The organism is Mesorhizobium sp. M0816, from assembly GCF_040320005.1.
Classification (GTDB): domain Bacteria; phylum Pseudomonadota; class Alphaproteobacteria; order Rhizobiales; family Rhizobiaceae; genus Mesorhizobium.
Map to the genome: position 1 here is coordinate 21,896 of NZ_JAMYOT010000018.1, position 26,920 is coordinate 48,815.

Sequence of the window (26,920 nt, forward strand, 5' to 3'; positions counted from 1 at the left end):
AAGCATCGTTTCTGCTTTGTTCGCAACGGTTTGCGGAGCCGGAATAGGGCCCGTGAGCGAAGAAGCCTTGCGGGCAGGCCTGTCGACTAACGCTCGGGCTCGACGCCCATCCTTGCCGATTGCCGCCGCAGCGCCTCGCGATCGTCCTGCGGCGGTGGCAACAGCAGCGGATCGAAATCGTCGGGCACCTCGTCGATCACTTTCTTGGCGACGCGATAGGCAACATAGACGATTGCCCCGGCGATGAGCAGACGGATCATGCCTTCCTCCATTGATTGTGGAGCAACCGGAGACGCGGCATTTTGTTCCCAGGCCCCTTGGCGAATGCAGGAACGACACCGGCCGCGCAACCAAATCGCCGACGCCTCGTTGTCGGGCGAGAGGAGACTGCGATGAAAAAGCGCTCAATCCTGCTGCTTATGGCAGCTCTGACTGTTGCGGGTTGCGACAACAATATCCAGCCGACCAAGGCCCCTGGCGACACGGTCGATCAGAACCCGCAGGTCGACAAGAATCCGGTGCCGAAGTCGACGACCGGCGGCGATCAGCCCGGCACGCCGCCGAAACAATGACCGCCTCAAATGGCGTCGGCGCCGGTCAAGGAAGGTGGCCGGCGCCGCTTGGGAGGAAGCTGATGGCGCCGGCCAGGCGGAGATCAGGCCCGCCGCACATCCAAGGATAGCCGAGTCTTTCCGCAGCGTCATGGTCGATAGCGTACAGACGGCACGCCCCTGTGGACAAACCTGCCGGCCACAGCAGCATTTGTTCATCACATAGTTCGTTCTTCCCATGGAACAAACCAAGCTGCTGCGTGTTTGGATGTCGATCGGACGCTCCCAAGGCCGCCGTTCACGAAAGAGCCCGCTCTCCTTGTCCCCCCTCAGGATAGCGGGTTCTTTTTGCGTTTTGCGGGAAGTCGCGGCGCGCGGGGTCGACATCACCAGCTTTGTCGGTTTTCGCGCCTTATGCGGCGAACCGGGGCTCAAGCCCTTGCGAAGCATGGTTGTCCCGTGCAAAAGCCCGGCCATGCTGATCATCAACGACCTTTCGCTCCGCATGGCCGGACGCCTGCTTCTCGACCATGCCTCACTGACCTTGCCGGCCGGCAGCAAGGCTGGCCTTGTCGGCCGCAACGGCACCGGCAAGACGACCCTGTTCAAGGCGATCACCGGCGACCTCGCCTCCGAGACCGGCTCGATCAGCCTGCCCAAGAACATGCGCATCGGCCAGGTCGCGCAGGAAGCGCCGGGCACCGAGGAGCCGCTGATCGAGATCGTGCTCAAGGCCGACCTTGAGCGGAGTGCACTGCTCGAAGAGGAAAAGACGGCGACCGATCCGCACCGCATCGCCGACATCCACATGCGGCTGGCCGATATCGATGCGCACTCGGCCGAGTCACGCGCGGCCACCATTCTCGCCGGCCTCGGCTTCGACGATGCCGCGCAGCGGCGCCCGGCCTCGTCCTTCTCCGGTGGCTGGCGCATGCGCGTCGCGCTGGCCGCCGTGTTGTTTGCCGAGCCCGATCTGCTGCTGCTCGACGAGCCGACCAATTATCTCGATCTCGAAGGCACGCTGTGGCTGGAAAACTACGTGTCGAAATACCCGCACACCGTGCTCTTGATTTCGCATGATCGCGACCTGCTCAACCGCGCCGTCAACTCGATCGTCCATCTCGACCAGAAGAAGCTGACCTTCTGGCGCGGCGGCTACGATCAGTTCGAGCGCCAGTACACCGAGCAGCGCGAATTGCAGGAGAAGGGCCGCGTCAAGCAGGAAGCCGCGCGCAAGCACATGGAATCCTTCGTCGAGCGCTTCCGCGCCAAGGCATCGAAGGCGAGGCAGGCGCAGTCGCGCATCAAGGCGCTGGAGAAGATGAAGCCGATCGCCGCGATCGTGAACGACACGGTGCGGCCGTTCTCCTTCCCGGAGCCGGTGAAGACGGTGGCCTCGCCGATCATTGCGCTGAACAACGTCAACGTCGGCTACATCGAGGGCGAGCCGATCCTGAAGAAGATGACGCTGCGCATCGATGCCGACGACCGCATCGCGCTGCTCGGCGCCAACGGCAACGGCAAGTCGACTTTCGCCAAGCTTTTGGCCAGCCGGCTGAAGCCGGAGACCGGCAGCATGACGGTGGCGCCCGGGCTGAAGGTAGCAATCTTCGCCCAGCACCAGCTCGACGACCTCAGGCCCGACGAAAACGCCTATGAGCATGTCCGCCGGCTGATGCCGGAGGCGCCGGAATCCAAGGTGCGCGGCCGCGTCGCCCAGTTCGGCCTGACCACCGAAAAGATGAATACCGCCGCCAAGGATCTGTCTGGCGGCGAAAAGGCGCGGCTGCTGATGGGCCTGTCGGCCTTCGAGGGGCCGAACCTGTTCATCCTCGACGAGCCGACCAACCATCTTGATATCGACAGCCGTGAATCGCTGATCCATGCGCTGAACGATTTTCCCGGCGCGGTCATCCTGATCTCGCACGACCGCCATCTGCTCGAAGCGACCGCCGACCGGCTGTGGCTGGTCAAGGACGGCGCGGTTAATCCGTATGACGGCGATCTCGAGGATTACAAGACGCTGGTCACCGGCGTCTCCGGCGACCGCCGCGGCAAGCGCGAGGCGGACAAAGCCTCGAAGGCCGACCGCCGCCGCGATGCGGCCGCGCGCCGCGCCGCCTTCGAGCCGCTGGCCAAGGAAATCCGCGCCACCGAAGCGCTGATGGACCGCCTCCGCAAGCGCATCGACCTGATCGAGGACGAACTCGCCAACCCGGCCGTCTACGAAAAGGACCCCTCGACCGCGACAAGGTTGGCCAAGGAGCGCTCACAACTTGCGCAACAGCTGGCCGGCCATGAGGAAAAATGGCTGTCGATGTCGGCGGAGTACGAGGAAGGCACGGCGGAGTAGGAAGAGCGCAATCTCCCCCCTCGCGGGGGAGATGCCCGAAATGCCGCGCCTACGACGCGTTGCTCAAGCGTGTCGCGGTCATGTGGCCGGGTACGTTCCCGGATACCCAAATGGTTCGCGGTAGGAGGTGAATGAGATGCTTGAAGGTCGGGAGTGGCGCAAAAAAGATGGAGCGTCAGACGAAGCGATCGAGAAACTCAGGGACGTGGGGCCTTTGGTCCTGCCTGAAAGCTATGTTGCCCTTCTCTCTTTCAGCAACGGTGGTGAGGGCCCCCTGCCAGTCCAGCCGCTATGGCTTGCCTTGCACGCTGCGGAAGAGGTGATCGAAATAGAGCAACAGGGGACATTCAAGGAGTTCTTTCCGGGTTTTTTCGTTATCGGCAGCAACGGGGGCGGCGAGGCGATTGCGTTCGATCTACGCACAGTGGGGCTTTATCCGCTCGTTGCGTTTGACATGACAAATATCGATCTTGTCGAAAGCGTTTGGCCCATTGCGCCGGACTTTGATGCATTCTTGGACTTGATCGGCCTTTCCGACGAATAGCCCAGAGGGGGATGTAGGCCCGCCCATCTGGCCCTACACGCCGCTATCACAACCGGCTAGTTTGCTCCCATGAATCAGCACGCCAAGCTCAAAATCGGCCATTCGGCCTGTCCGCATGATTGCCCTTCGACCTGCGCGCTCGAGGTCGAACTGCTCGACGAAAAGCGCATCGGCCGTGTCCATGGCGCCAAATCCAACAGCTACACGGCCGGCGTCATCTGCGCCAAGGTCGCCCGCTATGCCGACCGCGTCCATCATCCCGACCGCCTGCTGAAGCCGCTGGTGCGGGCCGGCGCCAAGGGCGACGGCGCCTGGAAGGAATCCAGCTGGGAGGCGGCGCTCGATCTGGTCGCTGAAAAATTCATCGCGGCGGAGGCAAAATACGGCTCGGAGACGGTCTGGCCCTATTACTATGCCGGCACGATGGGGCTGGTGCAGCGCGACGGCATCGAGCGGCTCAGGCACGCCAAAAAATACTCCGGCTTCTTCGGTTCGATCTGCACCAATCTGGCCTGGACCGGCTGGATGATGGGCGCCGGCGCGCTGCGCGGCCCCGACCCGCGCGAAATGGCAAAGTCCGACTGCGTGGTGATCTGGGGCACCAACGCCGTGGTCACGCAGGTCAACGTCATGACCCACGCCATCAAGGCGCGCAAGGAACGCGGCGCCAAGATCGTCGTCATCGACGTCTACGAAAATGCAACGATGAAGCAGGCCGATCTCGGCCTGGTGCTGAAGCCCGGCACCGACGGCGCGCTGGCCTGCGCGGTGATGCACGTGCTGTTCCGTGACGGCATGGCCGACCGCACCTATCTAGAAAAATACACCGACGATCCGCACGGTCTGGAAGCGCATCTCAAGACGCGGACGCCGCAATGGGCCGCTGACATCACCGGGCTTTCCGTCGACGAAATCGAGGCCTTCGCCCGCCTCGTCGGCACGACGAAGAAGACCTATTTCCGCCTCGGCTACGGTTTTTCGCGGCAGCGTAACGGTTCGGTCAACATGCATGCCGCAGCCTCGATCGCGGCGGTCACCGGCTGCTGGCAGTATGAGGGAGGCGGCGCCTTCCATACCAATTCGGGCATCTTCAAGCTCAACCAGGAACTGCTCGAAGGCACGCGGATGCGCGACCCCGCGATCCGTCATCTCGATCATTCGCGCATCGGCCCGGTGCTGACCGGGGCTGAGGATGCGCTCTATGGCGGCCCACCGCTGACGGCGCTACTGATCCAGAACACCAATCCGGTCAATGTCGCGCCGGAGCAGCGGCTGGTGAAGCAAGGTTTTCTGCGCGACGATCTGTTTTCCTGCGTGCATGAGCAGTTCATGACCGACACCGCCAAGCTCGCCGATGTGGTGCTGCCGGCGACGATGTTTCTCGAGCATGACGACGTCTACAAGGGCGGCGGCAACCAGCACATCACACTCGGGCCGAAGCTGATCGACCCGCCGGAAGGTCCGCGCACCAACCATTTCGTCATCGAGGAGCTCGGCAAAAGGCTCGGTGTCGCCGATCGTCCTGGCTTCGGCATGACCGAGCAGCAGCATATCGACATCATTCTGGGCAAGCGCGGGCTGGGCAGCTTTTCGAGCCTGAAAGAGCAGAAATGGGTCGATTTGCAGCCGGATTTCGCGGCCGCGCATTTCTTGGAAGGCTTCGGCCATGCCGACAAGAAATTCCATTTTCGCGCCAACTGGACCGGGCAGGCGTCGCCCAATCGGCCACCGAAAAGCATGGGCCTGTTCGGGCCGGTGGCGCGCCTGCCGGAATTCCCCGATCATGTCGACCTGATCGAGGTGGCGGACGAGGCGCACCCGTTCCGGCTGACCACCTCGCCGGCGCGCAATTTCCTCAATTCGACCTTTGCCGAAACGCCGGTATCGCAGGCAAAAGAGCGCCGGCCGGAGCTGCTCTTGCATCCCGATGATGCGGCGGCACTCGGCGTCGCCGACGGTGGCCGCATCGAGGTCGGCAACCAGCGTGGCGAGGTGGTGCTGCACGCGAAGCTGTTCGACGGCATCAAGCGCGGCGTCGTAGTCGCCGAAGGCATCTGGCCCAACAGCGCCCATGAGCGCGGCGAGGGCATCAACGTGCTGACCGGCGCCGATGCGCCGGCGCCCTATGGCGGCGCCGCCTTCCACGACAACAAGGTCTGGCTGCGCCCGGCGGATTGAGCGTCGGAACGATATCTCCATCCGGCCGTTTTCGCGTGGCGGGTGGAGGCATTGTCATGGCAGAAGTGTTGCCGGCGCCGGATCCCATCGGAAGGACACTGTCGTCCGGCGAACTCGTAACCACGATGTCCCACTTTCATCGCGCCGAGATTGCGCGCATGGCTGGGTGGCGTGACCGCCTGGACCGGACGAGCAACTGGGCGATAACCGTTGTCGCAGCCATGCTGTCCGTTTCGCTTTCGACAGCCAGCGCTCACCATGGCGTGCTGCTGTTTGCCATGCTGCTTGTTCTGCTGCTGCTGTGGATAGAGGCCCGCCGATATCGCTTCTTCGACTTCTATCGGGCTCGCGTGCGCCAGTTCGAACGGCACTATTTCGCGCAGATATTCTCGCCGCAGCCGGACTTCGCGTCCGATTGGCTGTTGATCGTCGGCGAGAGCCTGCGCGCGCCGAAATTCCTGATTTCGCAACGCGTGGCTTTGGCGCGCCGCCTGCGTCGCAATTACATTTACATGCTGCTGATTCTGCTGCTGGCCTGGATCCTCAAACTGTCGACCCCCAGTCTTCTGGCCGAAGGCGTCCGCATCGGCTTCGTCGGGTCGATGCGTGAGGCCGTCGCCAGTGCTGCCCTGGGTCCCGTTCCTGGTGGCGCCATCGTCGTGCTGGTCGCCGTCCTCTATGCAGGCCTGCTGGTGACAGCCTTTCTGACAGAGAGCGACGACGGCGAACTCTCCTTCGGTGACGTCCACGTCTAGCAACGCAACGCCCTGTCGCGCGTTGTTGGACACGTGCATTGGGCGATGGGGGTTTCATGGCTTGGCAGGCTCCGACACGTTCAAGCCTGACACTGCTGGTTTGCGCTTTCGTCCCCGCGGGCGCGGCCTGGGCAGCGGAGACGCTCGTTGTCGGTACCCGGGCCTCCGGCATGGGTGGTTCGGGCGAAGGCGCTTTCGTCGCCGAGATCGTGCTTCTGCTGCTTGTTGGGCGCGGCCTGGGCGAAGTGCTGCAGCGTTATGGCCAGCCGGCAATCATGGGCCAACTGATCGGCGGCATCCTGCTCGGTCCTTCGCTGTTCGGCTGGCTGTGGCCGTCGGCCCAGCACCTGATCTTTCCCAGTGATCCTGCGCAAAAGGGCATGATCGACGCCGTCTCGCAGCTCGGCATCCTGATGCTGCTTTTGCTGACCGGCATGGAGACGGACCTGCGGCTGGTGCGCCGGGTTGGCGCGGCCTGTTTTTCCATTTCGGCTACCGGCGTCGTGGTGCCCTTCATCTGCGGTTTCGCGCTGGCGCAGTTCCTGCCGGACGCATTGCTGGCTGACCCCACGCAACGTACCGTCGCCGGGCTGTTCCTGGGCACCGCGCTGTCGATCTCGTCGGTCAAGATCGTCGCCATGGTGGTGCGCGAGATGAACTTCATGCGCCGCAACCTCGGACAGGTGATTATTTCCTCGGCAATCATCGAGGACACGATCGGCTGGCTGGTCATCGCCGTAACCTTCGGCATCGCCACCAATGGCAGGCTGCAGCTCGTACCGCTGGTGACCACCATCGCCGCCGTGGCACTGTTCATGGTGTTCTCCTTCACCATTGGCCGCCGTCTTGTCTTCACCTTGATCCGCTGGACCAACGATCAATTCCGCAGCGAGTTTGCGGTGATCACCATGATCCTCATCATCATGGGCGTGATGGCGCTGATCACCAACATGATAGGCGTCCATACCGTGCTGGGGGCGTTCGTCGCCGGTATCCTTGTCGGGGAATCGCCCATCCTCTCCAGCCATATCGAAGGCCAGCTTCGCGGCGTCATCACCGCGCTGTTCATGCCGATCTTCTTCGGCATGGCGGGGCTTTCCGCCGATCTCACCGTGCTCGCCGATCCAACCCTTGCCATGCTGACGGGCGCTCTCGTGGTCATCGCCAGCATCGGCAAGTTTGGCGGCGCGTTCATCGGCGCCAAGCTCGCCGGCATGTCGTTCAAGGAAGCAATCGCCGTCGGCAGTGCCATGAACGCGCGCGGCTCGACCGAGGTGATCGTCGCCAGCATCGGCCTGTCGATGAACATCCTGTCGCACAATCTCTTCACCATGATCGTTACCATGGCCGTGATCACCACGCTGGCCATGCCGCCGATGCTGCGCTGGGCGCTCGGCCGGCTGCCGGTTGGGCACGACGAGCAGCAGCGTGTCGAGCGCGAGGCGTTGGACGAATACGGCTTCATTTCCAGGCTGGAGAGGCTGCTGGTGCTGGTCGACGACAGCAGGATCGGCAAGTTCACTGCATATCTCGCCGGACTGGTCGGCGGAGGCAGCGGCATGCCCACCACCTTGCTTCAGCCGAAGGACGGCCGAATTGACAGGCCAACCGACAGCAAAGGACAGGAGCGCGCCCTGCAGGAAATCAAGAAGGGCGCAAAAAAGAGCGCTCAGGCGGTGAAACGGATCGAAGATACGCTTGTCGACAAAGTCCATCTGACGGCCCGCACCGAATTGGAAGCCACGGGTGAGACGATCGCCGAAGAGGCCCGCAAGGGATACGGCCTGTTGCTGGTCGGCCTTGACGATGTGCTGACCGCCGATGGCGCCTTCGCGCCGGCCCTCAACGACATTGCCGCGGGATTTGACGGCCCGCTTTGCCTGGTCCTGAACGGCGGCAATGCTGGCGAAAAGATGCCGACGCTGAAGGCCGGCACCAGCATTCTCGTCCCCGTCAACGGTACCCAGGTGGCGCGTCGCGCCGCCGACTTGGCGCTGGCGCTGGCCCGTCCAAACCGGGCGCGGATCAAGGTTCTCTACGTCTCGCAAAAGGCGGCCAAGGGCCGCAGGTCGACATCGGTGTCACATAGCCGCGAAGAGGCCGTGCTGAAAGACATCGCCGATCTGGCGGGCCGCTACGGCCTGCATATCGACACCGCGTTCCATACCCGCGTCACACCCGACAAGGCGATCACCCGGGAGGCGGCCAAAGGCGCGGCGATCGTCGTGATGGGCGTCACTCAACGTCCGGGCGAGGACCTGTTCTTCGGCGAAACCGCCGGCGCTGTTTTAGCCGCCTGCAATTGCCCCGTGGTGCTTCTGGCCAGCGCGCGGCCCAAGCATGACGCCGCTGGCGCTGAACTGGCAGCGTGAATTTCACGGCGCATTGATCCGTCGGCAGGAATGTCGATCGAGCCTCTGAAAGCGCTGATCAGCCAAACGTAAAAGAGCTCGAACCGAACGGTTCGGTTCTGTTGACAGAGAGTACAGGAAAGGGCGAACGCCGGCTCAAAGAATGTTCGCGCGGCAAATCACCACTGACCGCATAACTAGCTGAAAAGAAAGAAGAACATTGTGGCACAAGGAGCTGCATGTCGAATTTCAAGCGGCCAATTTGGCGCACCCGTACAAAATTTTCGTGATTGGAAACGACAGGCTTGCCGACCCATCTCGGGGTGGTCCGAGCGACGCGAATTCCTCCCGAGGCACGCCACTTGACGGACAGACTAAAGAACTACCGGAGTACCCGAAATGACCAAGCTCGCTCTTACCGCCGCCGCCATCCTCGTTGCCACCGGCACTGCTTTTGCCGGCAGCGACCATTATGGCTCGGACAACGTCAACCAGCCGGCCGCTGCTGCTGCTGCCAACGTCGACAACACCTTCACCGGTTCGATCCGCAAGCCAGTTACTTCCGAGCGTACCGGTGCCAAGATAACCTCCGAGTCGGTGGCGCCTGAATCCGGCCAAGGCATCTGGGGCCGCTGATTATCACGGCCCGCAACACAAAGAGCGGCGGGCTTGGCCCGCTACTCTTGCTTTCGCGTATCAACGGGCGTGTGCGCCGAATAGCATCCTGCGCCAATCGAATACGTTGATCTGCAGGTTTCATCTGTAGCCACAATCTCGGTTGCTGAAATCGTCCAGCAACGTGCACATCGGAAAAAGCCGGGTGCGTATTCGTCGGCGCGGACAGCGCTCTCATCTCGAATGCGTCGAAAGCAACGACAACTCACGAATGACCAGTACACTGGAGTACCTGAAATGACCAAGATTGCTCTTACCGTCGCCACCATCGTCCTCGTCGCCACGGGCAGCGCCTTTGCAGGCAGTGATCACTATGGTTCGGACGGCGTCAACCAGCCGGCCGCGCCTGTTGGCAACGCGCCTGTCGGCACCATCGACAGCGGGTTTACCGGTTCCATCCGCAAGCCGCTGACGGCCGAGCACAACGCCGTCGACACCGAGGCGACGACCCGGTTCGGCACTGATCAACCCGTAGTGCCCCAATCTGGCCGGGGCAACTGGGGCCGATAGTTCCTCAAACCCCGGAGCACGAAGAGCGGCGGGCTTGGCCCGCCGCTTTTGTTTGTGCGAAGCCGGGTTTGGCCGAAAGGTCGGCGATCCCCCGGCCTGTCAGGCAGTCCCTAGCGAAGATCCTTCGGCCAAATGCAGTGCGTCAGCCGGGCGCTGCCGAAGGTGAGACCGGCCCAATCGCCATCGACGTCGAACCGAGCCAGGGCCGCGGTCGGGAATTTTTCCGCCAGTTTTTTCAGCGCCGCTTCATCAGATCCAGCCCCGGCAAGACCGCGCGCGAACTCCTCCAACCCGGGATTGTGGCCAAGCACCAGCAGCGTTCCGGTCCCCGCCTTCACTTGCCGCACCTTGGCGAGGATGTCCGCCGCTGCTGCCTCGTAAAGCGCCTGGGCAGATTTGGCCTGCACCTTCGCCGGCAATTCCGCCGAGACCAGCCGCCATGTGTCGCGGGTGCGCAGTGCCGGCGACACCAGCGCCAACTCCGGCAGCCAGCCGCGCCGGGCCAGTTCGCGCCCGACCAGTGGTGCTGCCTTCAGCCCGCGCGCGGACAGCGGCCGGTCGAAGTCGATGAGGTCGGGATCGTCCCAACTCGACTTGGCGTGACGCAGGAGCAGCAGTTGCTTCATGGATTCAATTCAAGTCCAAGAGATGTCCGGCTGAAAGTCTTTCCCATAGCCGCCGCCATGTTTTGTGCCCATGGCGGTATCAAAACTCGCCCAAAGCGCACCAAAGATGAACAGGCCTACATGCCGTTCATCTTTATCCCATCTGACCAAAATGTCTGCTTCAGTGATGGCCCAATCGCCCGATCGAAGGTGAATTGCACCGACGACGGGACCTACTCGTCCGTCCTCGATCCGACAGAGATAAAAATATGCCGTGGCACTTTTCGGATCGTCCGCCTCGTCGTACTCGAAGACGCCGGCGAGATCACGCTTTGTCCGGATCGCGCTGTCGAAAACGTCCATTGATCTATTCTGTCATTCCCCGGCGATTTATTGGCCGTTTCTGCGGACCCTCACGGCGTGATCCGCGCCAGGTGCTCGAGATCGGTCTCTTCGCGCAGCGGGTCGGGCGCGATCACCACCGACGTGGCGTTGTCGGCATCGTCGGCGAAGCGCGAAAACACCGTGCGGCCGCCTTCCATCCGCGCCTTGCCTTCGGCGACTAGGCCCAGCGCCAGCGGATAGAGCTGGTGCTCGGCCTTGAGCACGCGCGCGGCCAGCGTATCCTCATTGTCGCCGACCATCACCGGCACGGCGGCCTGGGCGATGATCGGCCCGTCATCCATGTCGAGCGTGACGAAATGCACCGTGCAGCCATGGATGCGCATGCCTGCGCGCAGCGCCCGCGCATGCGTATCCAGCCCCTTGAAGGCAGGCAGCAGGGCAGGGTGGATATTGATCATGCGGCCCTGCCACTTCTCTACGAAGCGCGCGCCGAGGATGCGCATATAGCCGGCCAGCGCGACGATCTCGGCGCCGAACGACAAGAGGGCCGCATCGATCGCCTCGTCATGCGCTTGCTTGCTGGCATAGTCGGAGCGCGAAATCACTCTGGTGGCGATGCCGCGCGCCGCGGCGATGCCAAGGCCGGCGGCATTGGCGCGGTCGGAGATGACGCCGACGATCTCGGCCGGATAGGCCGGGTTGCTCGCCGCCGCAACCAGCGCCGTCATGTTGGAGCCGCGCCCCGAGATCAGTACGACCGTCCGTTTCCTGGTCATAGGCCAATCGAGCCCCGATAGATGACGCCGGCATCGCGGCGCGGCACGATCTGGCCGATCGGCGTCACCGTCTCGCCGGCCTCCTGCAGAACGGCAGCGACCTGCGCCGCCTGGCCGGAGGCGACGACCAGGATCATGCCGATGCCGCAATTGAAGGTCCGCATCATCTCTTCCGGCGCGACGCCGCCGGTCTTGGCCAGCCACGAAAACACCGGCGGCACCTCGATGGCGCCGAGATCGAGCTCGGCCGAAAAATCCTTGGGCAGAACGCGCGGGATATTTTCGGGAAAGCCGCCGCCGGTGATATGGGCTAGCGCCTTGATGCCATGCGTGTTGCGGATCGCCTTGAGGATCGACTTGACGTAGATGCGCGTCGGCTCGAGCAGCGCCTCGGCCAGCGTCGCCTCGTCATTGAACGGCGCCGGATCGCCCCAGCCAAGGCCGCTTACGGCGACGATGCGGCGGACCAGCGAAAAGCCGTTCGAATGCAGGCCCGACGAGGCGAGGCCGAGCAGCACGTCGCCTTCGACGATGTCGTCGGTCGGCAGCAGCTGGCCGCGTTCGGCGGCACCGACGGCAAAGCCGGCAAGGTCGTAATCCTTGTCGTGATACATGCCGGGCATTTCCGCCGTCTCGCCGCCGATCAGCGCGCAGCCGGCCTGCCGGCAGCCGGCAGCGATACCGCCGACGATCGAAGCACCCTGGTCGGGATCGAGCTTGCCGGTGGCGAAATAGTCGAGGAAGAACAGCGGCTCGGCGCCTTGCACGACGATGTCGTTGACGCACATGGCGACGAGGTCGATGCCGATCGTATCGTGCTTGCCGGCATCGATGGCGATCTTCAGCTTGGTGCCGACGCCGTCATTGGCGGCCACCAGCACCGGATCGGTGAAGCCGGCGGCCTTGAGGTCGAACAGGCCGCCGAAGCCGCCGATCTCGCCATCGGCGCCCGGCCGGCGGGTGGCGCGCACCAGCGGCTTGATCTTCTCGACCATGAGGTTGCCGGCATCGATGTCGACGCCCGCTTCGGCATAGGTGAGCCCGTTCTTGCGCTTGCTCATTTCCGGCGCCTGCTCATCTGTTGCGCTTGCCTGTCGCTGGTTTCATTCGCTTGCGGGCTCTTCGCATGAACGGTTTTGCCCCGCAAGGCAAGCGCGTGATGATGGTGTTTCAGTTGGATAACGGCGGAACCGGGCGTGATACACTCCAACAGTAAAAAGAAATCCCTGCCAGAATTGCGGCGAGGCCTCCGACGGTGGCAAGAGACCTGATCTCACCGTCGAAGGGCAGGGTCCCATACGAGAAGCCGGCGGCGATCAAAGCCGCCGCGGCAGTCCACAGACCTGGCTTTGCAGCGACTGACCTTGAGAAAACGAACGCGACGACAGCGGCGGTCAGCCAGAGGGGCCAAGAGACGACCACGCCTACGGCCAGATAAAGAGCGAAGGTCGAAAGAAGATCCTGCGCTGCCACGTTGCGGTGCGAGGCTCCGAAAAATGCGAAGACCAAAAGACTTTCCGTCAGTCCGGCCAGATAACAAAGCGTTACTCGCCAAGCGATTGTGATTCTCTGCGCCATCGTCATTCAGCAGTGGGGAAATAGGCTGTCGCTTCACGGGCTCTTCGCATGAACGGCCGCACCTCGCAAGGATGACGGCGGGATCAGACGGTCTTGGCTCGACAAAGGAGTGGACAGTCGCCCAAGCTGCCCCCCTTATGGACGCCCCTCTCGTTCCGCCAGAACCATGTCGACGCGGTCGAGTTGTGCCTTGGCGTAGCCGCTCAGCGCTATTCCGCCATTGTTCGTTCGAATCCAGTGCACAGCCTGCTTAACCCGCTCGTAGTGCCCAAGTTCGATTTCGCAGGCAATCAGCGCGAGGATTCGAACTGCGAAGGGCTGTGTGAATTCGTAAGGTTTGTCGAGCAACTCGCTATGTCCGGCGACGTAACTGGCGAGGTCCGGGTTCTGAGCCCTGATCCGTCGCGCCAGCTCGACATATTTCCCCAGCAACCTATCTATGCTCGTCTGGTCAAGGTGCTCAAAGTAACGAGCATAAGCTTTCAGCTCATTGTTAAATATCGTTTCAGGATGAAACTGCGACAGTCCGGGCCAGATCCATTTTTTGCCGTACAGCCTTTCAAGCAACGGCCTGACGGTAAGAAAGTCCAGGTAAACGAGCATGTTCAAATGAACATCGCCATGGCTTGCAGTAAAGGCCTCTTCGAGAATCAGGCTGATATCGTCGCTCCGGTCGACTTCGAAGACGCCTTTCCGGATGCGGCGAAAGCCATGTCCCGTCATGAACGTATCGAGATACTTACGCACTTCGCCAACGGCCAAAGACAAGGTTCCACTCCCTCTCTGTTGCGCATCGTGCCTTGCTAGCGGCCTATTAGTCCATCCAAAGCGCGCCTTGTTTCCTAACGGCCAAAGGATAGCGCGCTTCGGGCTCGCTTCCATTTGGTTAGTTCAACGCTGGCTATTCTTCACGCCCCTCTGCGTTGATTGCAAATTGCGCGGCGAAAGCCCGGATATAAGCCGGCCGAGCTTCCCCGCGCGCTACATAGGCAGCCAAGTTTTGATATTCGTCCAAAATGCCTGACATTCTTAGTCGCAGCAGCACCGATACCATCAATAAATCGCCTGCGCTGAACGTATCATCGAGCCAGTCGGCGACGCCCAAGTGGGCCGAGAGTTTGTCCAGCCGAGCGCGAACACGGTCCTTTACTAACGGCAAGCGCTCCTCGCTCCAAGGCTTGTCACGTTCGAATATTCTTGCCGTCGTTAATTCGAGGATCGTCGGCTCGACGGTGTTAAGTGCGGCAAACATCCACGTGATCGCACGCGCGCGGGCATTGGGATCCTTCGGCAGCAATCCCGCATGCTGCTCAGCAAGGTGAAAGACGATCGAGCCGGTTTCGAACAGCGAGAGAGAACCTTCCTCATAGGTGGGGATCTGGCCGAAGGGATGGATGGCCAGATGGCCAGGCGCCTTCATTTCTGCGAAGGAAACAAGACGAACCTCATACGGCTGCCCCACTTCTTCGAGCGCCCAGCGAACGCGCGTATCGCGCGCCAGTCCCTTGCCGCCATCGGGCGATCGTTCAAATGCTGTGATAGTGATTGTCATCGCGTCCGTTTCCTTGCTGGGCAAATTTCCTCGGCTTCCTATCGTGAGACGAATGAGCCTCCCCGAAATCGACATCGGTCTTGACCTATTTCATTGCTGGCGCCCTCGTGGGGAGATTGGCAGCTTCTGTGTCGCTTCTCACTTGCCGTAACCCTCCATCTCCATCATGTATCGACAAACAAGAGCGACGGGATATGCGTTTGACCATCCCCAACATGATCACGATCATGCGCTTCGTGCTGGTGCCGGCCGTGGTGCTGGCCATGCTGCAGGAACGCTGGGACTGGGCCTTTGCCGGCTTCCTCATTGCCGGCATTTCCGACGGCGTCGACGGCTTCATCGCCCGTCATTTCAACCAGTTTTCCAGGCTCGGCGCCTATCTCGATCCGATGGCCGACAAGCTGCTGCTGGTCTCGGTTTTCGTGGTCCTGGGCTTCAGCGGCGAACTGCCGCTGTGGCTGGTCGTTACCATGGTGTCGCGCGACGCACTGATCGTCTGCGCCGTGCTTTTATCCACCGTCATGGCGCATCCGGTCGAGATGAAGCCGCTCCTGGTGTCGAAGGCCAACACCGCGATCCAGATCGTGCTGGCGGCAGTGGTGTTGGGCGAGCTCGCCTTCGACATCCGTCTCGATCCGCTGAGGCCGGCCCTCATATTGCTGTCCGGGGTCTTGACCGTGGCTTCGGCCGCGGCCTATCTCGTGGCTTGGCTGAGGCATATGAGCGGCTATGGCGAAGGCTCCACACCCGGCACCTGAACACGGGGCACCTGACCACCGGGCACCTGACGAACGGTCCATCGACGCCGAGGCCGAAGCCGCGGCAGCGGAGGCTGCGGCATCGGCGTCGTTTCGCCGCCAGATCCGCTTCTGGCTGGTCAGCGCCATCATCCTCGCCGTCTTCCTTTATGTCTTCAGCGGCATCCTTCTGCCCTTCGTTGCCGGCATGGTGCTCGCCTATTTCCTCGATCCTGTGGCCGACCGGCTGGAGCGCCTCGGCCTGTCCAGGCTGATGGCGACGGTGGTCATCCTCATCGCCTTTATCGTCGTCCTGGTGCTGGCCGTCGTCATCCTGGTTCCGGTGCTCGCCTCGCAGATGGCTGATTTCGCCAGCAAGCTGCCGGACTATCTGACCCGGCTGCAGGGCCTGATCACCAGCTTCGACCCGAAATGGCTGGAAGAAAAATTCGGCGTCGACGCCAACGGTCTGCGTGAAGGCTTGAACTCGCTGCTGACCTCCGGCTTCGGCCTCCTGACCACCGTCTTCACCTCGATCTGGAGCTCCGGCGTGGCGCTGGTCTCGGTGGTCAGCCTGTTCGTGGTGACGCCGGTCGTCGCCTTCTACATGCTGCTCGACTGGGACCGCATGGTGGCAATCGTCGACAGCTGGGTGCCGCGCGACTATGTCAAGACCGTCAGGGCGATCGCCAGGGACATCAATACGGCAACCGCCGGCTTCGTGCGCGGACAGGGCACGCTGTGCCTGGTGCTGGGCGCCATGTATGCCACCGGCCTGACGTTGACGGGCCTGAATTTCGGCATCCTCATCGGCCTGTTTGCCGGGCTGATCTCGTTCATCCCCTATGTCGGCTCGCTGACCGGCCTGGTGCTGGCCGTCGGCGTCGCCTTCGTCCAGTTCTGGCCGGACTGGACCATGATCGCGGCGGTGGCCGGCGTGTTCTTCGTCGGGCAGTTCATCGAGGGCAATATCCTGCAGCCGCGGTTGGTCGGCAAAAGCGTCGGTCTGCATCCGGTGTGGCTGATGTTTGCGCTGTTTGCCTTCGGCGCGCTGTTCGGCTTCGTCGGCCTGCTGATTGCCGTGCCGGCTTCCGCCGCCGTTGCCGTTCTGGTGCGTTTCGCCATCGCCCGCTATCTCGAATCGCCGCTCTACAAGGGCCATGCCGACGAGCCGGTGCCGCCGCTGCAGGTGCGGCGCCGCGGGGGCGCGCGCGGTTGAGCCAGATGCCGGACAAGATCGATCCGCCGCGTCAATTGCCGCTCGATCTAGGCCACGGCACCGGCTATTCGCGCGACGAGCTCGTCGTCTCCAGCACCAACAGCCAGGCGGCGGCGCTTGTCGACCGCTGGCCGGACTGGCCGTCGCCGGTCGTTGTGCTGGCCGGGCCGGCCGGCTCGGGGAAAACCCATCTGGCCTCGATTTGGCGGACCCGCGCCGACGCCGTGAAAGTGGAGGCCGGCCGCATCGGCGAGTGCATCGAAAACCTCGGCCCGCATCCGGCCCTGATCGACGATATCGATGCGGAACCGATCGATGAGCACGGCCTCTTCCACCTGATCAACGCGGTGCGCGGCGCCGGCTCGACCTTGCTGTTGACGGCGCGGCGCTTCCCGTCCGCCTGGGGCGTCAGGCTGCCCGACCTGGCGTCGCGGCTGAAGGCGGCGGCGACCGTCGAGATCCACGAACCCGACGATCTTCTGCTGGCCGGCGTCATCACAAAGCTGTTCGCCGACCGCCAGGTCGAGGTCGAGCCGCATGTCGTGCAATATCTGGTGCGCCGCATCGAGCGCTCGCTGGCCACTGCCATGCGCGTGGTCGAACGGCTCGACCGCACCGCGCTCGAGCGCAAGACGCCGATCACCCGCGCGCTCGCCGCCGAGACCGTCAGCGCCATGGACGAAGGGCAGGGCGAGTTCGAGATTTAGAGGATACAAAATGACGTCTGAATTCAGTGCATACGACATCATTGATCCGTTTCTGATGTCGTGGGCAAATCGGCACGGAATACGGGTCGCCACTAAATATCGCGACGACGATGTCCGTTCTATCTGGGTTTACGACAAGAATGGCAATCGTCGTGCTCAGTTGTGGCTCAATTTGCCTGACGTCAACGGCAACGTAACCATTGTGGCGTCGGTGCTGGATCCTAAAAGCGCTACACAAATGGGGTGGCAGAGAGGAACGCCACGCGTCTCCCGAAATGCTGCAAGCCGCCCTTGAAGAACTACGGCCAATGGTTTTTGGCTGGGCCGGGGAAGGTGCATATACCTAGTTCTTACCTCGGCCGGTGTCTCATTTCGGGAAACAAACCTGGCATCTGTCTTGCACCTGACAGCTTGCCGGCTAATCCCGGTCCTGATTGCGTATCAAATCAGGTAGTAGGCTCGCCGGGAGATGGGTGGTTGGGGTTCTCTTCCCGGCGAGCTTGCCATATGCGGCGATCCGACCAGTCGCCTTGAAGTGTGATTTTCTCGCCAGCTGATAGCGATATTCTCAACGCTGTCGGTCTTGCCTGGAAATGATATCGGCGACGTATTTTGATCGAGAGCCGTCCCACCCGCAGGCCGTGCATCGGCCGCTTTCGAAATTATGTTCGCAGTTTGGATATCCATAGAGCAGAGATGCGCATTCGGCACATAGACTGGCCATTGCGCTGCTGTCGGAAAAATATGTGCTGCCGCACTCATCGCAGGTCGCGATTGGTCGGTCCGTCATTGCTCTAGCCTCGCTACCGTTTCAGACCGATCGTCTCCCCCAAGCGCCGCTCGTTCCACGCCAAACCGCCGGCGATAGTCGCCGGGCACCAATCCGGTTATCCTGGCGAATACTTTGCGGAACGAGCCGGGATCGTCATAGCCGACCTCCCAGGCGATCTGGTCGATCGCTCGTATCGTGGTTTCCAGCATCTCGCGCGCCTTGCCGACGCGCAGGTGCTGGCAATATTCGGTCGGCTTGAGGCCGGTGGCGTTGCGGAACCTGCGCAGAAAAGTCCGCTCCTCCAGCCCGGCGTGATCGGCCATGGCGCCAAGCGTCACATCGCGCGCGCCGTTCGCCTGCAGCCAGTGCTGCACCTTGAGAATCGCTTCGTCGCCGTGGGTCAGCCGCGGCGCAAACGGACTGTAAAAACGTTGCTCGCGGCCCGGCGGGTCGATCAGCATGAAACGCGCCGTGTCCATCATCACGGCTGACCCGAGCACCCGGTCCACCAGCTTCAGGCCGAGGTCGGTCCAGGCCATGTAGCCGCCCGCGGTGATGATGTCGCTATCGTCAATGACCAGCCTGTCGGCGTCGAGCAGGATGTCGGGAAAGCGTAGCGCCAGCGCGTCGCGATAGGCCCAGTGCGTCGTCGCCGCGCGACCGGACAACAGGCCGGTCTCGGCAAGCACGAAGGCGCCGGCGCAGACCGAGCCGAGGGTCGCGCCTGCCGCATGACGGTCCCTGAGCCAGCCGGCATAGGGCGCGGCTGCTTCCCGAGCGATCGGATCTCCCAAGGTCGGCGGGAGGATAACCATGGCTGGTTCATTGTCGGCGCCGGGGTCGCTGTCGAAGGTGCGGACTACGGTGTGGCCCGCGTCCTCCAATTGCCAATGACTGACGCGAAGCCTCAACGCGTCCGGCGACCGCTCGACAGCCAGCCGGTTTGCCAGCATGAAAAGATCGGTCAGGCCGAGCACGGCTGCTTCCTGCACGCCGGGATACAAGACAAGGCCGATTTCGATCAGATCACGCGCAGCCGTCATTTGTCAGTTTTGCCACGTTGAATGTCCGTTTTGCCAATGCTCACCCTGGCCGCACTGTTATAATTTGTCCAGCTGAAGGGGGCTAAAAGCTTCCCTGTTACCCCCAACTTTTCCATCAAGGAGTAGGACGATGAGCACATTCACCACCCATGACGGCACCGAGATTTTCTACAAGGATTGGGGCAAGGGCCAGCCGATCGTGTTCCATCACGGCTGGCCGCTGAGCTCAGACGACTGGGACAACCAGATGCTGTTCTTCCTCGAAAAGGGCTACCGCGTCATCGCACATGACCGCCGCGGCCACGGCCGCTCGTCGCAGACCGCGACCGGCAATGAGATGGACACCTACGCCGCCGACGTTGCGGCGCTGGCGGCGCATCTCGATCTCAGGGATGCGATCCACATCGGCCATTCGACCGGTGGCGGCGAGGTGGCCCGTTACGTCGCGCTTTATGGCGGTGGCGGCCGCGTTGCCAAGGCGGTACTGATCGGCGCCGTGCCGCCGATCATGGTCAAGACCGACAGCAATCCGGGTGGCCTGCCGATCGAGGTCTTCGACGGCTTTCGCGCCGCTTTGGTCGCCAACCGCGCCCAGTTCTACAGGGATGTGCCGGCCGGCCCGTTTTACGGTTTCAATCGCGAGGGCGCCAAGGTCTCGCCAGGGGCTATCGACAATTGGTGGCGCCAGGGCATGATGGGCGGCGCCAAGGCCCATTACGACTGCATCGAGGCCTTTTCCGAGACCGACTTCACCGACGATCTCAAGAAGATTGACGTGCCCGTCCTGATCATGCATGGCGACGACGACCAGATCGTGCCGATCGCCGATTCTGCGCTGCTTGCGGCCAAGCTGGTGAAGCACGGCACGCTCAAGGTCTACAAGGGCCTGCCGCACGGCATGTGCACCACGCATCCGGAGATCATCAATCCGGATCTGCTGGCCTTCATCCAGGGCTGACGGCTTGCATATCGGACGGGCAGCGCGGGCTCGTGCTGTCCGTCCGTCGCTTAAACATGACCGGCGACGGGAGACACACTCGAGCGTGATCCGCTTGCCCTGCCGACGAGATTTGCTTGATGAATGGTCGGAGTGGAGAGATTCGAACTCCCGACCCTCTGGTCCCAAACCAGATGCGCTACCAGGCTGCGCTACACTCCGAACGGTCTGTTGCCTAGTGATTTCGGCCCGCCAAAGCAAGCGTAAAAAGCCATCGGCCTTGCTGCCGACGGCATTGCGCAGTAATGACGGGCTAGTGCATGGCCAGAGAACAGTAATGTGGTCTCGGGGTCGTGTGCTTGCAACCAGCAATGAGGTGGTCATGTCAGCCCGCATTTTCAGCCCAGCCAAAACCGCGATGCAGTCCGGCAAGGCCAAGACCGGCTATTGGGTGCTGGAATTCGATCCGGAGCAGCGCAAGAAGATCGATCCGCTGATGGGCTACACCACGTCCGGCGACATGCGAAGCCAGATCAGGCTGACCTTCGACACCAGGGAAGAGGCGGTGGCCTATGCCGAGAAGGAAGGGCTCGCTTTTCGCGTCGAGGAGCCGAAGGAAATCAAGCGCCGCCAGATTTCCTATGCGGAGAATTTCCGCTATGACCGCAGGACGCCCTGGACGCATTGACGGCCATGCCGGCCCGTGCCGGCGCCAAGAACAAATCAGCCGGTCGTGCGGCCGGCCAGCGGTCCCGTAGCTCAGCTGGATAGAGCACCGGCCTTCTAAGCCGATGGTCACAGGTTCGAATCCTGTCGGGATCGCCAATATTTTCAATGTCCATTCCGGACAGGTTCACTCGCCAGTCGCACAGGATTTCCAACACATGACAGCGATGGGCGCGGCGGCATTGCTGATCCTTGTCCTGACCTATGCCGGCGTCGCAATCGGCAGGATACCCGGGCTGCGCCTCGACCGGGCAGGGATCGCGCTGCTCGGCGGTGCGGCGATGATCGCCATCGGCGCGCTCGACATGGAGGACGCCTACCGCGCCATCAGCTTCGACACCATCACGCTTCTGCTCGGCATGATGATCGTCGTGGCGCATCTGAAAGTGTCGGGCGCCTTTCGCGCGCTCGGCGCGTTCGCCATCGAGCATGCGCATGCGCCGTTCATGCTGCTGGTGATGGTGACGCTGTTAACCGGCGTCCTGTCGGCGTTCCTGGTCAACGACGCCATCTGCCTGGTCATGGCGCCGATCGTCGTCCATGTCACCCGCGTCATCAACCGCAACCCGGTTCCCTATCTGATCGCCACCGCCACGGCCTCGAATTGCGGCAGCGTCGCCACCATCACCGGCAATCCGCAGAACATGGTCATCGGCGCGCTGTCGGGGATTTCCTATCCGGCCTTCTCGGCGGCGCTGGCGCCGGTCGCGGCGTTCGGCCTCGTCGCCGTCATCGTCATCATCCGCATCGTCTACCGCGCCGAATTTTCGCGCAAGGCCGAGCTCAGCCCCGAAGTCTATCGCGGCCGCATGCTGCCGGGGCAGGTGGTGAAGGCGGTGGTCGTCTGTGTCGGTTTGGCGATCGCCTTCTTCGCCGGCGTTCCAGTCGCCAAGGCAGCGCTGATCGGCGGCGCCATTCTTCTTTTGACCCGCGCCATCAAACCTGAGCGCATCTATCGCGAGATCGATGGGCCGCTGCTGTTCATGTTCGCCGGGCTGTTCATCGTCGTCGCCGGGGCGGAGAAGACGCTGCTGACGCCCGACATCGTCGCCTCGGCAAAGGACCTCGGGCTGAATGATGTCTGGCGGCTGTCCGGCTTCACCGCAGTGCTATCCAACATCATGAGCAATGTCCCGGCCGTGCTGGCGCTGAAGCCGTTCGTGCCCGGACTGGAAAACCCCGAGCGGGCCTGGCTGGTCGTCGCCATGAGCTCGACGCTGGCCGGCAATTTCACGCTGCTCGGCTCGGTCGCCAATCTGATCGTTGCCGAGCACGCGCGGGTCTCCGGCAAACCGCTGGGCTTCATCGCCTTCTTCAAGGTCGGCCTGCCGTTGACGCTGGTCACGCTTCTCGTAGGGACGGCATGGCTGGCGGCCTAAAAGCGCGTCGCATTGGACCGGCCTCATGCGGCGCGCATTGGGCTCTTTTTTATGCATGTCGTTGTCGCAAAACCGCTGCACACTTTGCGCGGCATGCATCAGCCAGTCAGGGCGATGTCACCGTCAGATGGCCCCTCATGTTGGGATGGAAGCGGCAGAAATAATCGACCGATTCCGCCTTCTTCACCGTCAGGCTCGCCGCCTTCTTCGGCGGGATCATCACTTCCCAACCGCCGTTGACGGTTGCCGTGTGGGCGAACACGTCCTTGTTTACCCACCTGATCGTGTCGCCGACCTTCGCCTCGATCTTTGCCGGCGAAAACACAAGCTTGTCGATCGTCACCTCGATGGTTTCGGCCTTGGCCGGCGCGGCACCCAAGGCCAATGCCAGCGCAACCCAAAGATGCCGCCTCGACATCATTGGCCCAATCCTCACTTCAGCATGCCGGCGACGTGTTCGGCGTGCTGTTCGTGACCCTGGAATATTTTCAGGCCGGTTTCCAGCAGGCTCTTCAACTCGGCATTGCTGGCCGACGGAATCAGCAGTGTTTCGAGCGCGCCATTGACCTGCTTGTGGTAGGCCACTTCGCTGGCGACATAGGCCTTGTCGAACGCCGCGCCCTTGAGCTTGGCAAGCTTGGCACGTTCCTCGGCCGCCGCCTTGGTCAGCGCCTTGCTGGTGGGGTTGTCCTCAGGCGTGACCTTGAGCTTCTTGACCAGGTCGAGAGCCTGTTTGTTGACCGCCTCGTGATCTCGCACCATGTCCTTGGCGAAATCCACGACCTCCTTGTTCTTCGATTTCTTCAGCGCCTGCTTGGCCGCCTCGACGTCAAGCACGCCCGCTGTGTAGGCGATATGTGCGATCTGCGGATCGGTCGGTTTGTCGGCAGCTTGCGACAAGGGCGCTGCGCTAAGCAGGAAAACTGCGGCCAGTGCCGTGGTCGATCGAATAAACATGATGCTCTCCTTCGCCCCGACGCGGAACTGCATCGGGCTTCGTTTTCAGTGATGCTCATTGGATGCAGGTCGCCGCCAAACGTTCCCGCGAAAATCGGCGCGGCCTATCCGGAAAGACCAAGCCGCTGCATCACGGCATTGGTCAGCCGTTCGCAGCGCCGGCCCGCGAAGGGAAAGGCGTCGAGCAGCACCGGGCCGATCTGGTCGTCCAGCGCCTTGCGCACCAGCGCGCGGGCGCGGTGCAGCCTGGTCTTGATGGTTTCTGGCCGCACGCCAAGCAGTTCGGCGGTCTCCTCGATGCTCAATCCCTCGATGACGCGCGCCACGAACACCATCCGGTAGACATCGGGAAGACTGTCGGTTGCCCGTTCGACAAGCTCAAGGATCTGCCGTTGCGCCATCGTCCGCTCCGGATCGTCGCTCGGGTTGAGGGGAAACCGGATGATTTCGGCTTGCGGGTTTTCAGGCATCGCTACCATTCGCCGCCTTTTGCGCAAGCGACCGAGCGCTTCGTTGATGACGATACGCGATAGCCACGTCGCGAGCGAGGCATCGCCGCGAAAGGCCTCGAGATGGGCAAAGGCGCTGACATAGGCCTCCTGGACGATGTCCTCGGCCTCGCTGTCGTTACGCACGACGCCTCGGGCGATGCGGTAGAGCCTTTGGTTGTGCGTCTTGATGATGGTGCGGAATGCATCGCCATCACGTGCCAGCGCGCGGCCGACAAGCTGCATATCGCCGGAAGCGGCGGGCGTTGCCGTCAACGCAGCAGGCATGGCCGATCTCCTGATAGGCTTCTCATCGCGACATTGGATGCATCGGCCGACAAAAGGTTCCCGACCGATCCCGCCGGCCAGCCTCAATCCGTGTCAACGACTGGCAGAGGCTATTCTACCGCCTTCACCACGCCGCCGCCTCTATTTTGTAGAGCCGTATCATCGGTCGATCGGTCGCCATGATATCGCTCAGGATCGCAATTTTTCCAGGCTGTTACGCCGATTTTCTGACTCAGTTTGAAAAGGTGCTGGCTCAGGCCCCAGCGGCCGCCGCCAGCCCGCGCGCCAGGTCGGCCTTCAAATCCCCTACATCCTCGAGCCCGATCTGCAGGCGCACCAGCGGCCCGTCATACGGGCCCTTGGCGATGGTGCGGTCGCCAAGGAATACCGGCACGGCAAGGCTCTCATAGCCGCCCCAGGAATAGCCGAGGCCGAAAAACTTCAACGCGTCGAGGAAGGCGTGCTGCTGCTTCTGTCCGCCGCCCGCGAGAACGATCGAGAAGATGCCGCTCGATCCGCAAAAATCGCGCTTCCATATGGCGTGGTCGGGATGACTGGGCAGCCCCGGATGCAGCACCTGCGCTACGCCCGGCTGACCCTCCAGCCAGCCGGCGAGGGAAAGCGCGCTCTTTTGATGGTGCTCCAGCCGCACGCCCATGGTGCGCAGGCCGCGCAGCACCTGGTAGACGTCGTCCGGCCCGGCGCAGCAGCCCATCGTGTTGAACGTCTCGCAAAGCTGCTTCCAGCAGGCTGCGTTGGCCGACACCGTGCCGAGCAGCACGTCGGAATGGCCGGCCGGGTATTTCGTCGCCGCGTGGATCGAGATGTCGACGCCATGGTCGAGGGGGCGAAAGTAGAGCGGCGTCGCCCAGGTGTTGTCCATCATGACGATGGCGCCGGCGGCGTGTGCTGCCTTGGCGATGGCCGGTATGTCCTGCACCTCGAAGGTGTTGGAGGCCGGCGATTCGGTGAGTACCACCTTGGTGTTGGGCCTGAGCAGCGCCGCAATGCCGGCGCCGATGCGGGGCTCGTAATATTCGACCTCGATGCCCAGCCGCTTCAGCATCGTGTCGGCGAAATTGCGGGTCGGATGATAAACGGAATCGACGATCAGCAGATGATCGCCGGCCGACAGGAAGGCGAGCAGCGGCAGCATCACCGCCGCTAGGCCGGACGGCACCGCGACCGTGCCGGCGGAGCCTTCCAGCGCATCGATGGCGCTGGTCAGCGCATCGGTGGTCGGCGTGCCGCGCGTGCCGTAGGTGTATTTCTGGCTGCGCGCCGCCATCGTCGCAGCATTGGGATAGAGTACGGTCGAGGCATGCACGACCGGCGGATTGACGAAGCCGAAATAGTCATGCGGGTTGTTGCCGGAATGGGCGAGCCGCGTGTTGACGCCCATCTCGCTGTCGTCTTTTGCCATTGCTTTTCGTCCCATGGGTTGGTCGTTAGCCATAGTGCGGCGGCATTGGCCGCGCAACCGCACCGCACTCGCCAGGCCAAGGTCTTGAATATGCCAATTCAGCAACGAGCCGTGGATCCGCGGGAAGGCTGCCAAGTGCGCTTGGCAACTCACGGTCGGACTTTGCCGGCTTTATTGGCGCGCTGACCAATTTGCGAGCGCGTTTGTCTGCAATTTCAGGCATTTCAGGCGGTTGGTTTTCAAAGTCTTTCGGATTTGGTCATTTCCCTTGACCTCACAGGAATAATCGCCTTCGATGTTGTTCGTGAATGGGAGGCAGCGCGTCGGTGACGATGCGGGATTCCGGTAACGGGCCGGGATACTTAGCTGCGTTCACACGGGAAAAAGTCAGGTTCGCCTGGAAAAAACAGAAAAGGGTCAGTGGGTCATGAAACACATTGCAATCGGCCTTTTGGGCGCCGCCGCGTTTGGATTCGCGGCTTCGGCCGCATCGGCGAGCACGCTCGACGATGTCAAGGCGAAAGGCTTCATCCAGTGCGGTACCAATACGGGTCTTGCTGGCTTCGCGGCGCCTGACGACAAGGGTGAATGGAAAGGCATCGATGTGGATTTCTGCCGCGCCGTGGCGGCCGCCGTCTTCGGCGATGGCACCAAAGTCAAGTTCACGCCGCTCAGCGCCAAGGAGCGGTTCACCGCGCTGCAGTCGGGCGAGGTCGACATCCTGTCGCGCAACACCACCTGGACCATCAACCGCGATACGGCGCTTGGCCTGAACTTCGTCGGCGTCACCTATTATGACGGTCAGGGCTTCATGATCAACGCCAAGAAGCTTCCGGGCGTGAATTCGGCACTGCAGCTTTCGGGCGCGGCGGTGTGTGTGCAGAGCGGCACCACGACCGAGCTCAACCTTGCCGACTATTTCAAGTCGAACAAGATGGAGTACAACCCCGTCGTTTTCGAAAAGCTGGATGAGGTCAACGCCGCATATGACGCCGGCCGCTGCGACGTCTACACCACCGACCAGTCGGGTCTCTACGGCATTCGCCTGACGCTCAGCTCGCCGGCCGACCACGTCGTGTTGCCCGAGATCATCTCCAAGGAGCCGCTTGGGCCGGCCGTGCGCCAGGGTGACGACCAGTGGTACCACATCGTCAAGTGGACCTATTTCGCGCTGCTCAACGCCGAGGAACTGGGCATCACCCAGGCCAATGTCGACGAGATGAAGAACTCGGACAATCCCGAGATCAAGCGCGTGCTCGGCCAGGAAGCCGACACCAAGATCGGCACCGATCTAGGTGTCTCCAACGACTGGGTCGTCAACATCGTCAAGGCCGTCGGCAATTACGGCGAGATGTTCGAACGCAATGTCGGCTCCGGCAGCCCGCTGAAGATCGCCCGCGGCATCAACGCGCTGTGGACCAAGGGTGGCCTGCAGTACGCTCCGCCGATCCGCTGATCGAAAATGGATCCG

The 26,920-nt window shown here is 62.4% G+C and carries 29 protein-coding genes and 2 tRNA genes; 17 read left to right on the top strand and 14 right to left on the bottom strand.

Features of this window, described 5'->3' with window-relative positions; translation table 11 throughout:
- Positions 1–86: 86 nt before the first annotated feature.
- Complete coding sequence (locus NKI17_RS24615; RefSeq protein ID WP_023677660.1) at positions 87–260, bottom strand: hypothetical protein; 174 nt, start codon at positions 258–260, stop codon at positions 87–89.
- Between the two features lie 132 nt (positions 261–392).
- Between NKI17_RS24615 and NKI17_RS24620 the strand changes: the two genes are divergently transcribed.
- The 8 genes from NKI17_RS24620 (at position 393) to NKI17_RS24655 (ending at position 9,917) form a co-directional block, all read left to right on the top strand.
- A complete protein-coding gene (locus NKI17_RS24620) occupies positions 393–572 on the top strand; it encodes a hypothetical protein (protein WP_023677659.1) in 180 nt (59 codons plus the stop codon).
- A gap of 454 nt (positions 573–1,026) precedes the next feature.
- Complete coding sequence (locus NKI17_RS24625; protein WP_352906924.1) at positions 1,027–2,904, top strand: ABC-F family ATP-binding cassette domain-containing protein; 1,878 nt, start codon at positions 1,027–1,029, stop codon at positions 2,902–2,904.
- 136 nt (positions 2,905–3,040) lie between these two features.
- Positions 3,041–3,448, top strand: a complete 408-nt coding sequence (locus tag NKI17_RS24630) for an SMI1/KNR4 family protein (RefSeq protein WP_352594409.1) — start codon at positions 3,041–3,043, stop codon at positions 3,446–3,448.
- A gap of 69 nt (positions 3,449–3,517) precedes the next feature.
- Entirely contained in the window at positions 3,518–5,626 is a 2,109-nt protein-coding gene (locus NKI17_RS24635) for a molybdopterin-containing oxidoreductase family protein (protein WP_352906925.1), read from the top strand.
- 56 nt (positions 5,627–5,682) lie between these two features.
- Positions 5,683–6,381, top strand: coding sequence for a DUF2270 domain-containing protein (locus NKI17_RS24640; protein WP_352622363.1), 699 nt, complete (start codon positions 5,683–5,685; stop codon positions 6,379–6,381).
- A gap of 170 nt (positions 6,382–6,551) precedes the next feature.
- Positions 6,552–8,753 carry a cation:proton antiporter domain-containing protein gene (locus tag NKI17_RS24645; protein WP_502894600.1) on the top strand — a complete coding sequence of 734 codons (2,202 nt, stop codon included), beginning with the start codon at positions 6,552–6,554 and terminating at the stop codon, positions 8,751–8,753.
- Positions 8,754–9,131: 378 nt separating this feature from the next.
- Positions 9,132–9,368 (top strand): DUF680 domain-containing protein, encoded by a 237-nt coding sequence (locus tag NKI17_RS24650; protein ID WP_352452970.1) that lies wholly within the window; start codon positions 9,132–9,134, stop codon positions 9,366–9,368.
- A 276-nt stretch (positions 9,369–9,644) separates the two neighbouring features.
- Positions 9,645–9,917, top strand: coding sequence for a DUF680 domain-containing protein (locus NKI17_RS24655; protein ID WP_352452971.1), 273 nt, complete (start codon positions 9,645–9,647; stop codon positions 9,915–9,917).
- Positions 9,918–10,027: 110 nt separating this feature from the next.
- Here the strand turns inward: NKI17_RS24655 and NKI17_RS24660 are convergent, their stop codons facing one another.
- The 7 genes from NKI17_RS24660 to NKI17_RS24690 all read right to left on the bottom strand — a co-directional run bounded on the left by NKI17_RS24660 (position 10,028) and on the right by NKI17_RS24690 (position 14,773).
- A complete protein-coding gene (locus NKI17_RS24660; protein WP_352569716.1) occupies positions 10,028–10,543 on the bottom strand; it encodes a SixA phosphatase family protein in 516 nt (171 codons plus the stop codon).
- Between the two features lie 9 nt (positions 10,544–10,552).
- Positions 10,553–10,885, bottom strand: coding sequence for a hypothetical protein (locus NKI17_RS24665; protein ID WP_352569718.1), 333 nt, complete (start codon positions 10,883–10,885; stop codon positions 10,553–10,555).
- A 50-nt stretch (positions 10,886–10,935) separates the two neighbouring features.
- The gene (gene purN / locus NKI17_RS24670) at positions 10,936–11,643 is read right to left on the bottom strand and encodes a phosphoribosylglycinamide formyltransferase (protein ID WP_352457663.1); all 708 of its coding nucleotides are present in this window, start codon (positions 11,641–11,643) and stop codon (positions 10,936–10,938) included.
- Entirely contained in the window at positions 11,640–12,704 is a 1,065-nt protein-coding gene (gene purM / locus NKI17_RS24675) for a phosphoribosylformylglycinamidine cyclo-ligase (protein ID WP_352472623.1), read from the bottom strand. The genes purN and purM overlap by 4 nt, the downstream gene beginning before the upstream one ends.
- A gap of 109 nt (positions 12,705–12,813) precedes the next feature.
- Complete coding sequence (locus NKI17_RS24680; RefSeq protein WP_352569719.1) at positions 12,814–13,221, bottom strand: hypothetical protein; 408 nt, start codon at positions 13,219–13,221, stop codon at positions 12,814–12,816.
- A gap of 135 nt (positions 13,222–13,356) precedes the next feature.
- Complete coding sequence (locus NKI17_RS24685) at positions 13,357–13,989, bottom strand: hypothetical protein (protein WP_352569720.1); 633 nt, start codon at positions 13,987–13,989, stop codon at positions 13,357–13,359.
- 133 nt (positions 13,990–14,122) lie between these two features.
- Positions 14,123–14,773 (bottom strand): glutathione S-transferase family protein, encoded by a 651-nt coding sequence (locus tag NKI17_RS24690; protein WP_352636526.1) that lies wholly within the window; start codon positions 14,771–14,773, stop codon positions 14,123–14,125.
- 200 nt (positions 14,774–14,973) lie between these two features.
- On the opposite strand from NKI17_RS24690, the gene NKI17_RS24695 reads away from it, so the two are divergent.
- The 4 genes from NKI17_RS24695 to NKI17_RS24710 are packed head-to-tail and all read left to right on the top strand — an operon-like array spanning position 14,974 to position 17,731.
- The gene (locus NKI17_RS24695) at positions 14,974–15,531 is read left to right on the top strand and encodes a CDP-alcohol phosphatidyltransferase family protein (protein ID WP_023677645.1); all 558 of its coding nucleotides are present in this window, start codon (positions 14,974–14,976) and stop codon (positions 15,529–15,531) included.
- On the top strand, positions 15,503–16,729 hold the full coding sequence (locus NKI17_RS24700; RefSeq protein ID WP_352569723.1) for an AI-2E family transporter: 1,227 nt from the start codon (positions 15,503–15,505) through the stop codon (positions 16,727–16,729). Before NKI17_RS24695 ends, NKI17_RS24700 begins: the two co-directional genes overlap by 29 nt.
- Positions 16,730–16,734: 5 nt before the next feature.
- Entirely contained in the window at positions 16,735–17,436 is a 702-nt protein-coding gene (gene hdaA, locus NKI17_RS24705; protein WP_352636527.1) for a DnaA regulatory inactivator HdaA, read from the top strand.
- Positions 17,437–17,446: 10 nt separating this feature from the next.
- Positions 17,447–17,731 carry a hypothetical protein gene (locus tag NKI17_RS24710; protein WP_352636528.1) on the top strand — a complete coding sequence of 95 codons (285 nt, stop codon included), beginning with the start codon at positions 17,447–17,449 and terminating at the stop codon, positions 17,729–17,731.
- A gap of 491 nt (positions 17,732–18,222) precedes the next feature.
- Here the strand turns inward: NKI17_RS24710 and NKI17_RS24715 are convergent, their stop codons facing one another.
- Entirely contained in the window at positions 18,223–19,251 is a 1,029-nt protein-coding gene (locus NKI17_RS24715; protein ID WP_352636529.1) for a GlxA family transcriptional regulator, read from the bottom strand.
- A 130-nt stretch (positions 19,252–19,381) separates the two neighbouring features.
- Between NKI17_RS24715 and NKI17_RS24720 the strand changes: the two genes are divergently transcribed.
- Positions 19,382–20,209, top strand: a complete 828-nt coding sequence (locus NKI17_RS24720) for an alpha/beta fold hydrolase (protein WP_352594421.1) — start codon at positions 19,382–19,384, stop codon at positions 20,207–20,209.
- A 124-nt stretch (positions 20,210–20,333) separates the two neighbouring features.
- Here the strand turns inward: NKI17_RS24720 and NKI17_RS24725 are convergent.
- A tRNA-Pro gene (locus NKI17_RS24725) sits at positions 20,334–20,410 on the bottom strand.
- Positions 20,411–20,570: 160 nt separating this feature from the next.
- On the opposite strand from NKI17_RS24725, the gene NKI17_RS24730 reads away from it, so the two are divergent.
- The 3 genes from NKI17_RS24730 to NKI17_RS24740 all read left to right on the top strand — a co-directional run bounded on the left by NKI17_RS24730 (position 20,571) and on the right by NKI17_RS24740 (position 22,293).
- On the top strand, positions 20,571–20,876 hold the full coding sequence (locus NKI17_RS24730; RefSeq protein ID WP_023677641.1) for an ETC complex I subunit: 306 nt from the start codon (positions 20,571–20,573) through the stop codon (positions 20,874–20,876).
- 60 nt (positions 20,877–20,936) lie between these two features.
- A tRNA-Arg gene (locus NKI17_RS24735) sits at positions 20,937–21,013 on the top strand.
- 59 nt (positions 21,014–21,072) lie between these two features.
- Positions 21,073–22,293 (top strand): anion transporter, encoded by a 1,221-nt coding sequence (locus NKI17_RS24740; RefSeq protein WP_352906927.1) that lies wholly within the window; start codon positions 21,073–21,075, stop codon positions 22,291–22,293.
- A 106-nt stretch (positions 22,294–22,399) separates the two neighbouring features.
- Here NKI17_RS24740 and NKI17_RS24745 read toward each other — a convergent pair whose 3' ends face one another.
- The 4 genes from NKI17_RS24745 to NKI17_RS24760 all read right to left on the bottom strand — a co-directional run bounded on the left by NKI17_RS24745 (position 22,400) and on the right by NKI17_RS24760 (position 25,449).
- On the bottom strand, positions 22,400–22,711 hold the full coding sequence (locus NKI17_RS24745; protein WP_352906944.1) for a cupredoxin domain-containing protein: 312 nt from the start codon (positions 22,709–22,711) through the stop codon (positions 22,400–22,402).
- Positions 22,712–22,725: 14 nt separating this feature from the next.
- Complete coding sequence (locus NKI17_RS24750) at positions 22,726–23,250, bottom strand: DUF4142 domain-containing protein (RefSeq protein ID WP_023677638.1); 525 nt, start codon at positions 23,248–23,250, stop codon at positions 22,726–22,728.
- 104 nt (positions 23,251–23,354) lie between these two features.
- Positions 23,355–24,026: an RNA polymerase sigma factor gene (locus NKI17_RS24755; protein ID WP_023677637.1), complete on the bottom strand. Its 672-nt coding sequence runs from the start codon at positions 24,024–24,026 to the stop codon at positions 23,355–23,357.
- Between the two features lie 253 nt (positions 24,027–24,279).
- Positions 24,280–25,449, bottom strand: a complete 1,170-nt coding sequence (locus tag NKI17_RS24760) for a cystathionine beta-lyase (protein WP_352755930.1) — start codon at positions 25,447–25,449, stop codon at positions 24,280–24,282.
- Positions 25,450–25,876: 427 nt separating this feature from the next.
- On the opposite strand from NKI17_RS24760, the gene NKI17_RS24765 reads away from it, so the two are divergent.
- Entirely contained in the window at positions 25,877–26,905 is a 1,029-nt protein-coding gene (locus NKI17_RS24765; protein ID WP_023677635.1) for an amino acid ABC transporter substrate-binding protein, read from the top strand.
- The last annotated feature ends 15 nt before the right edge of the window (positions 26,906–26,920 follow it).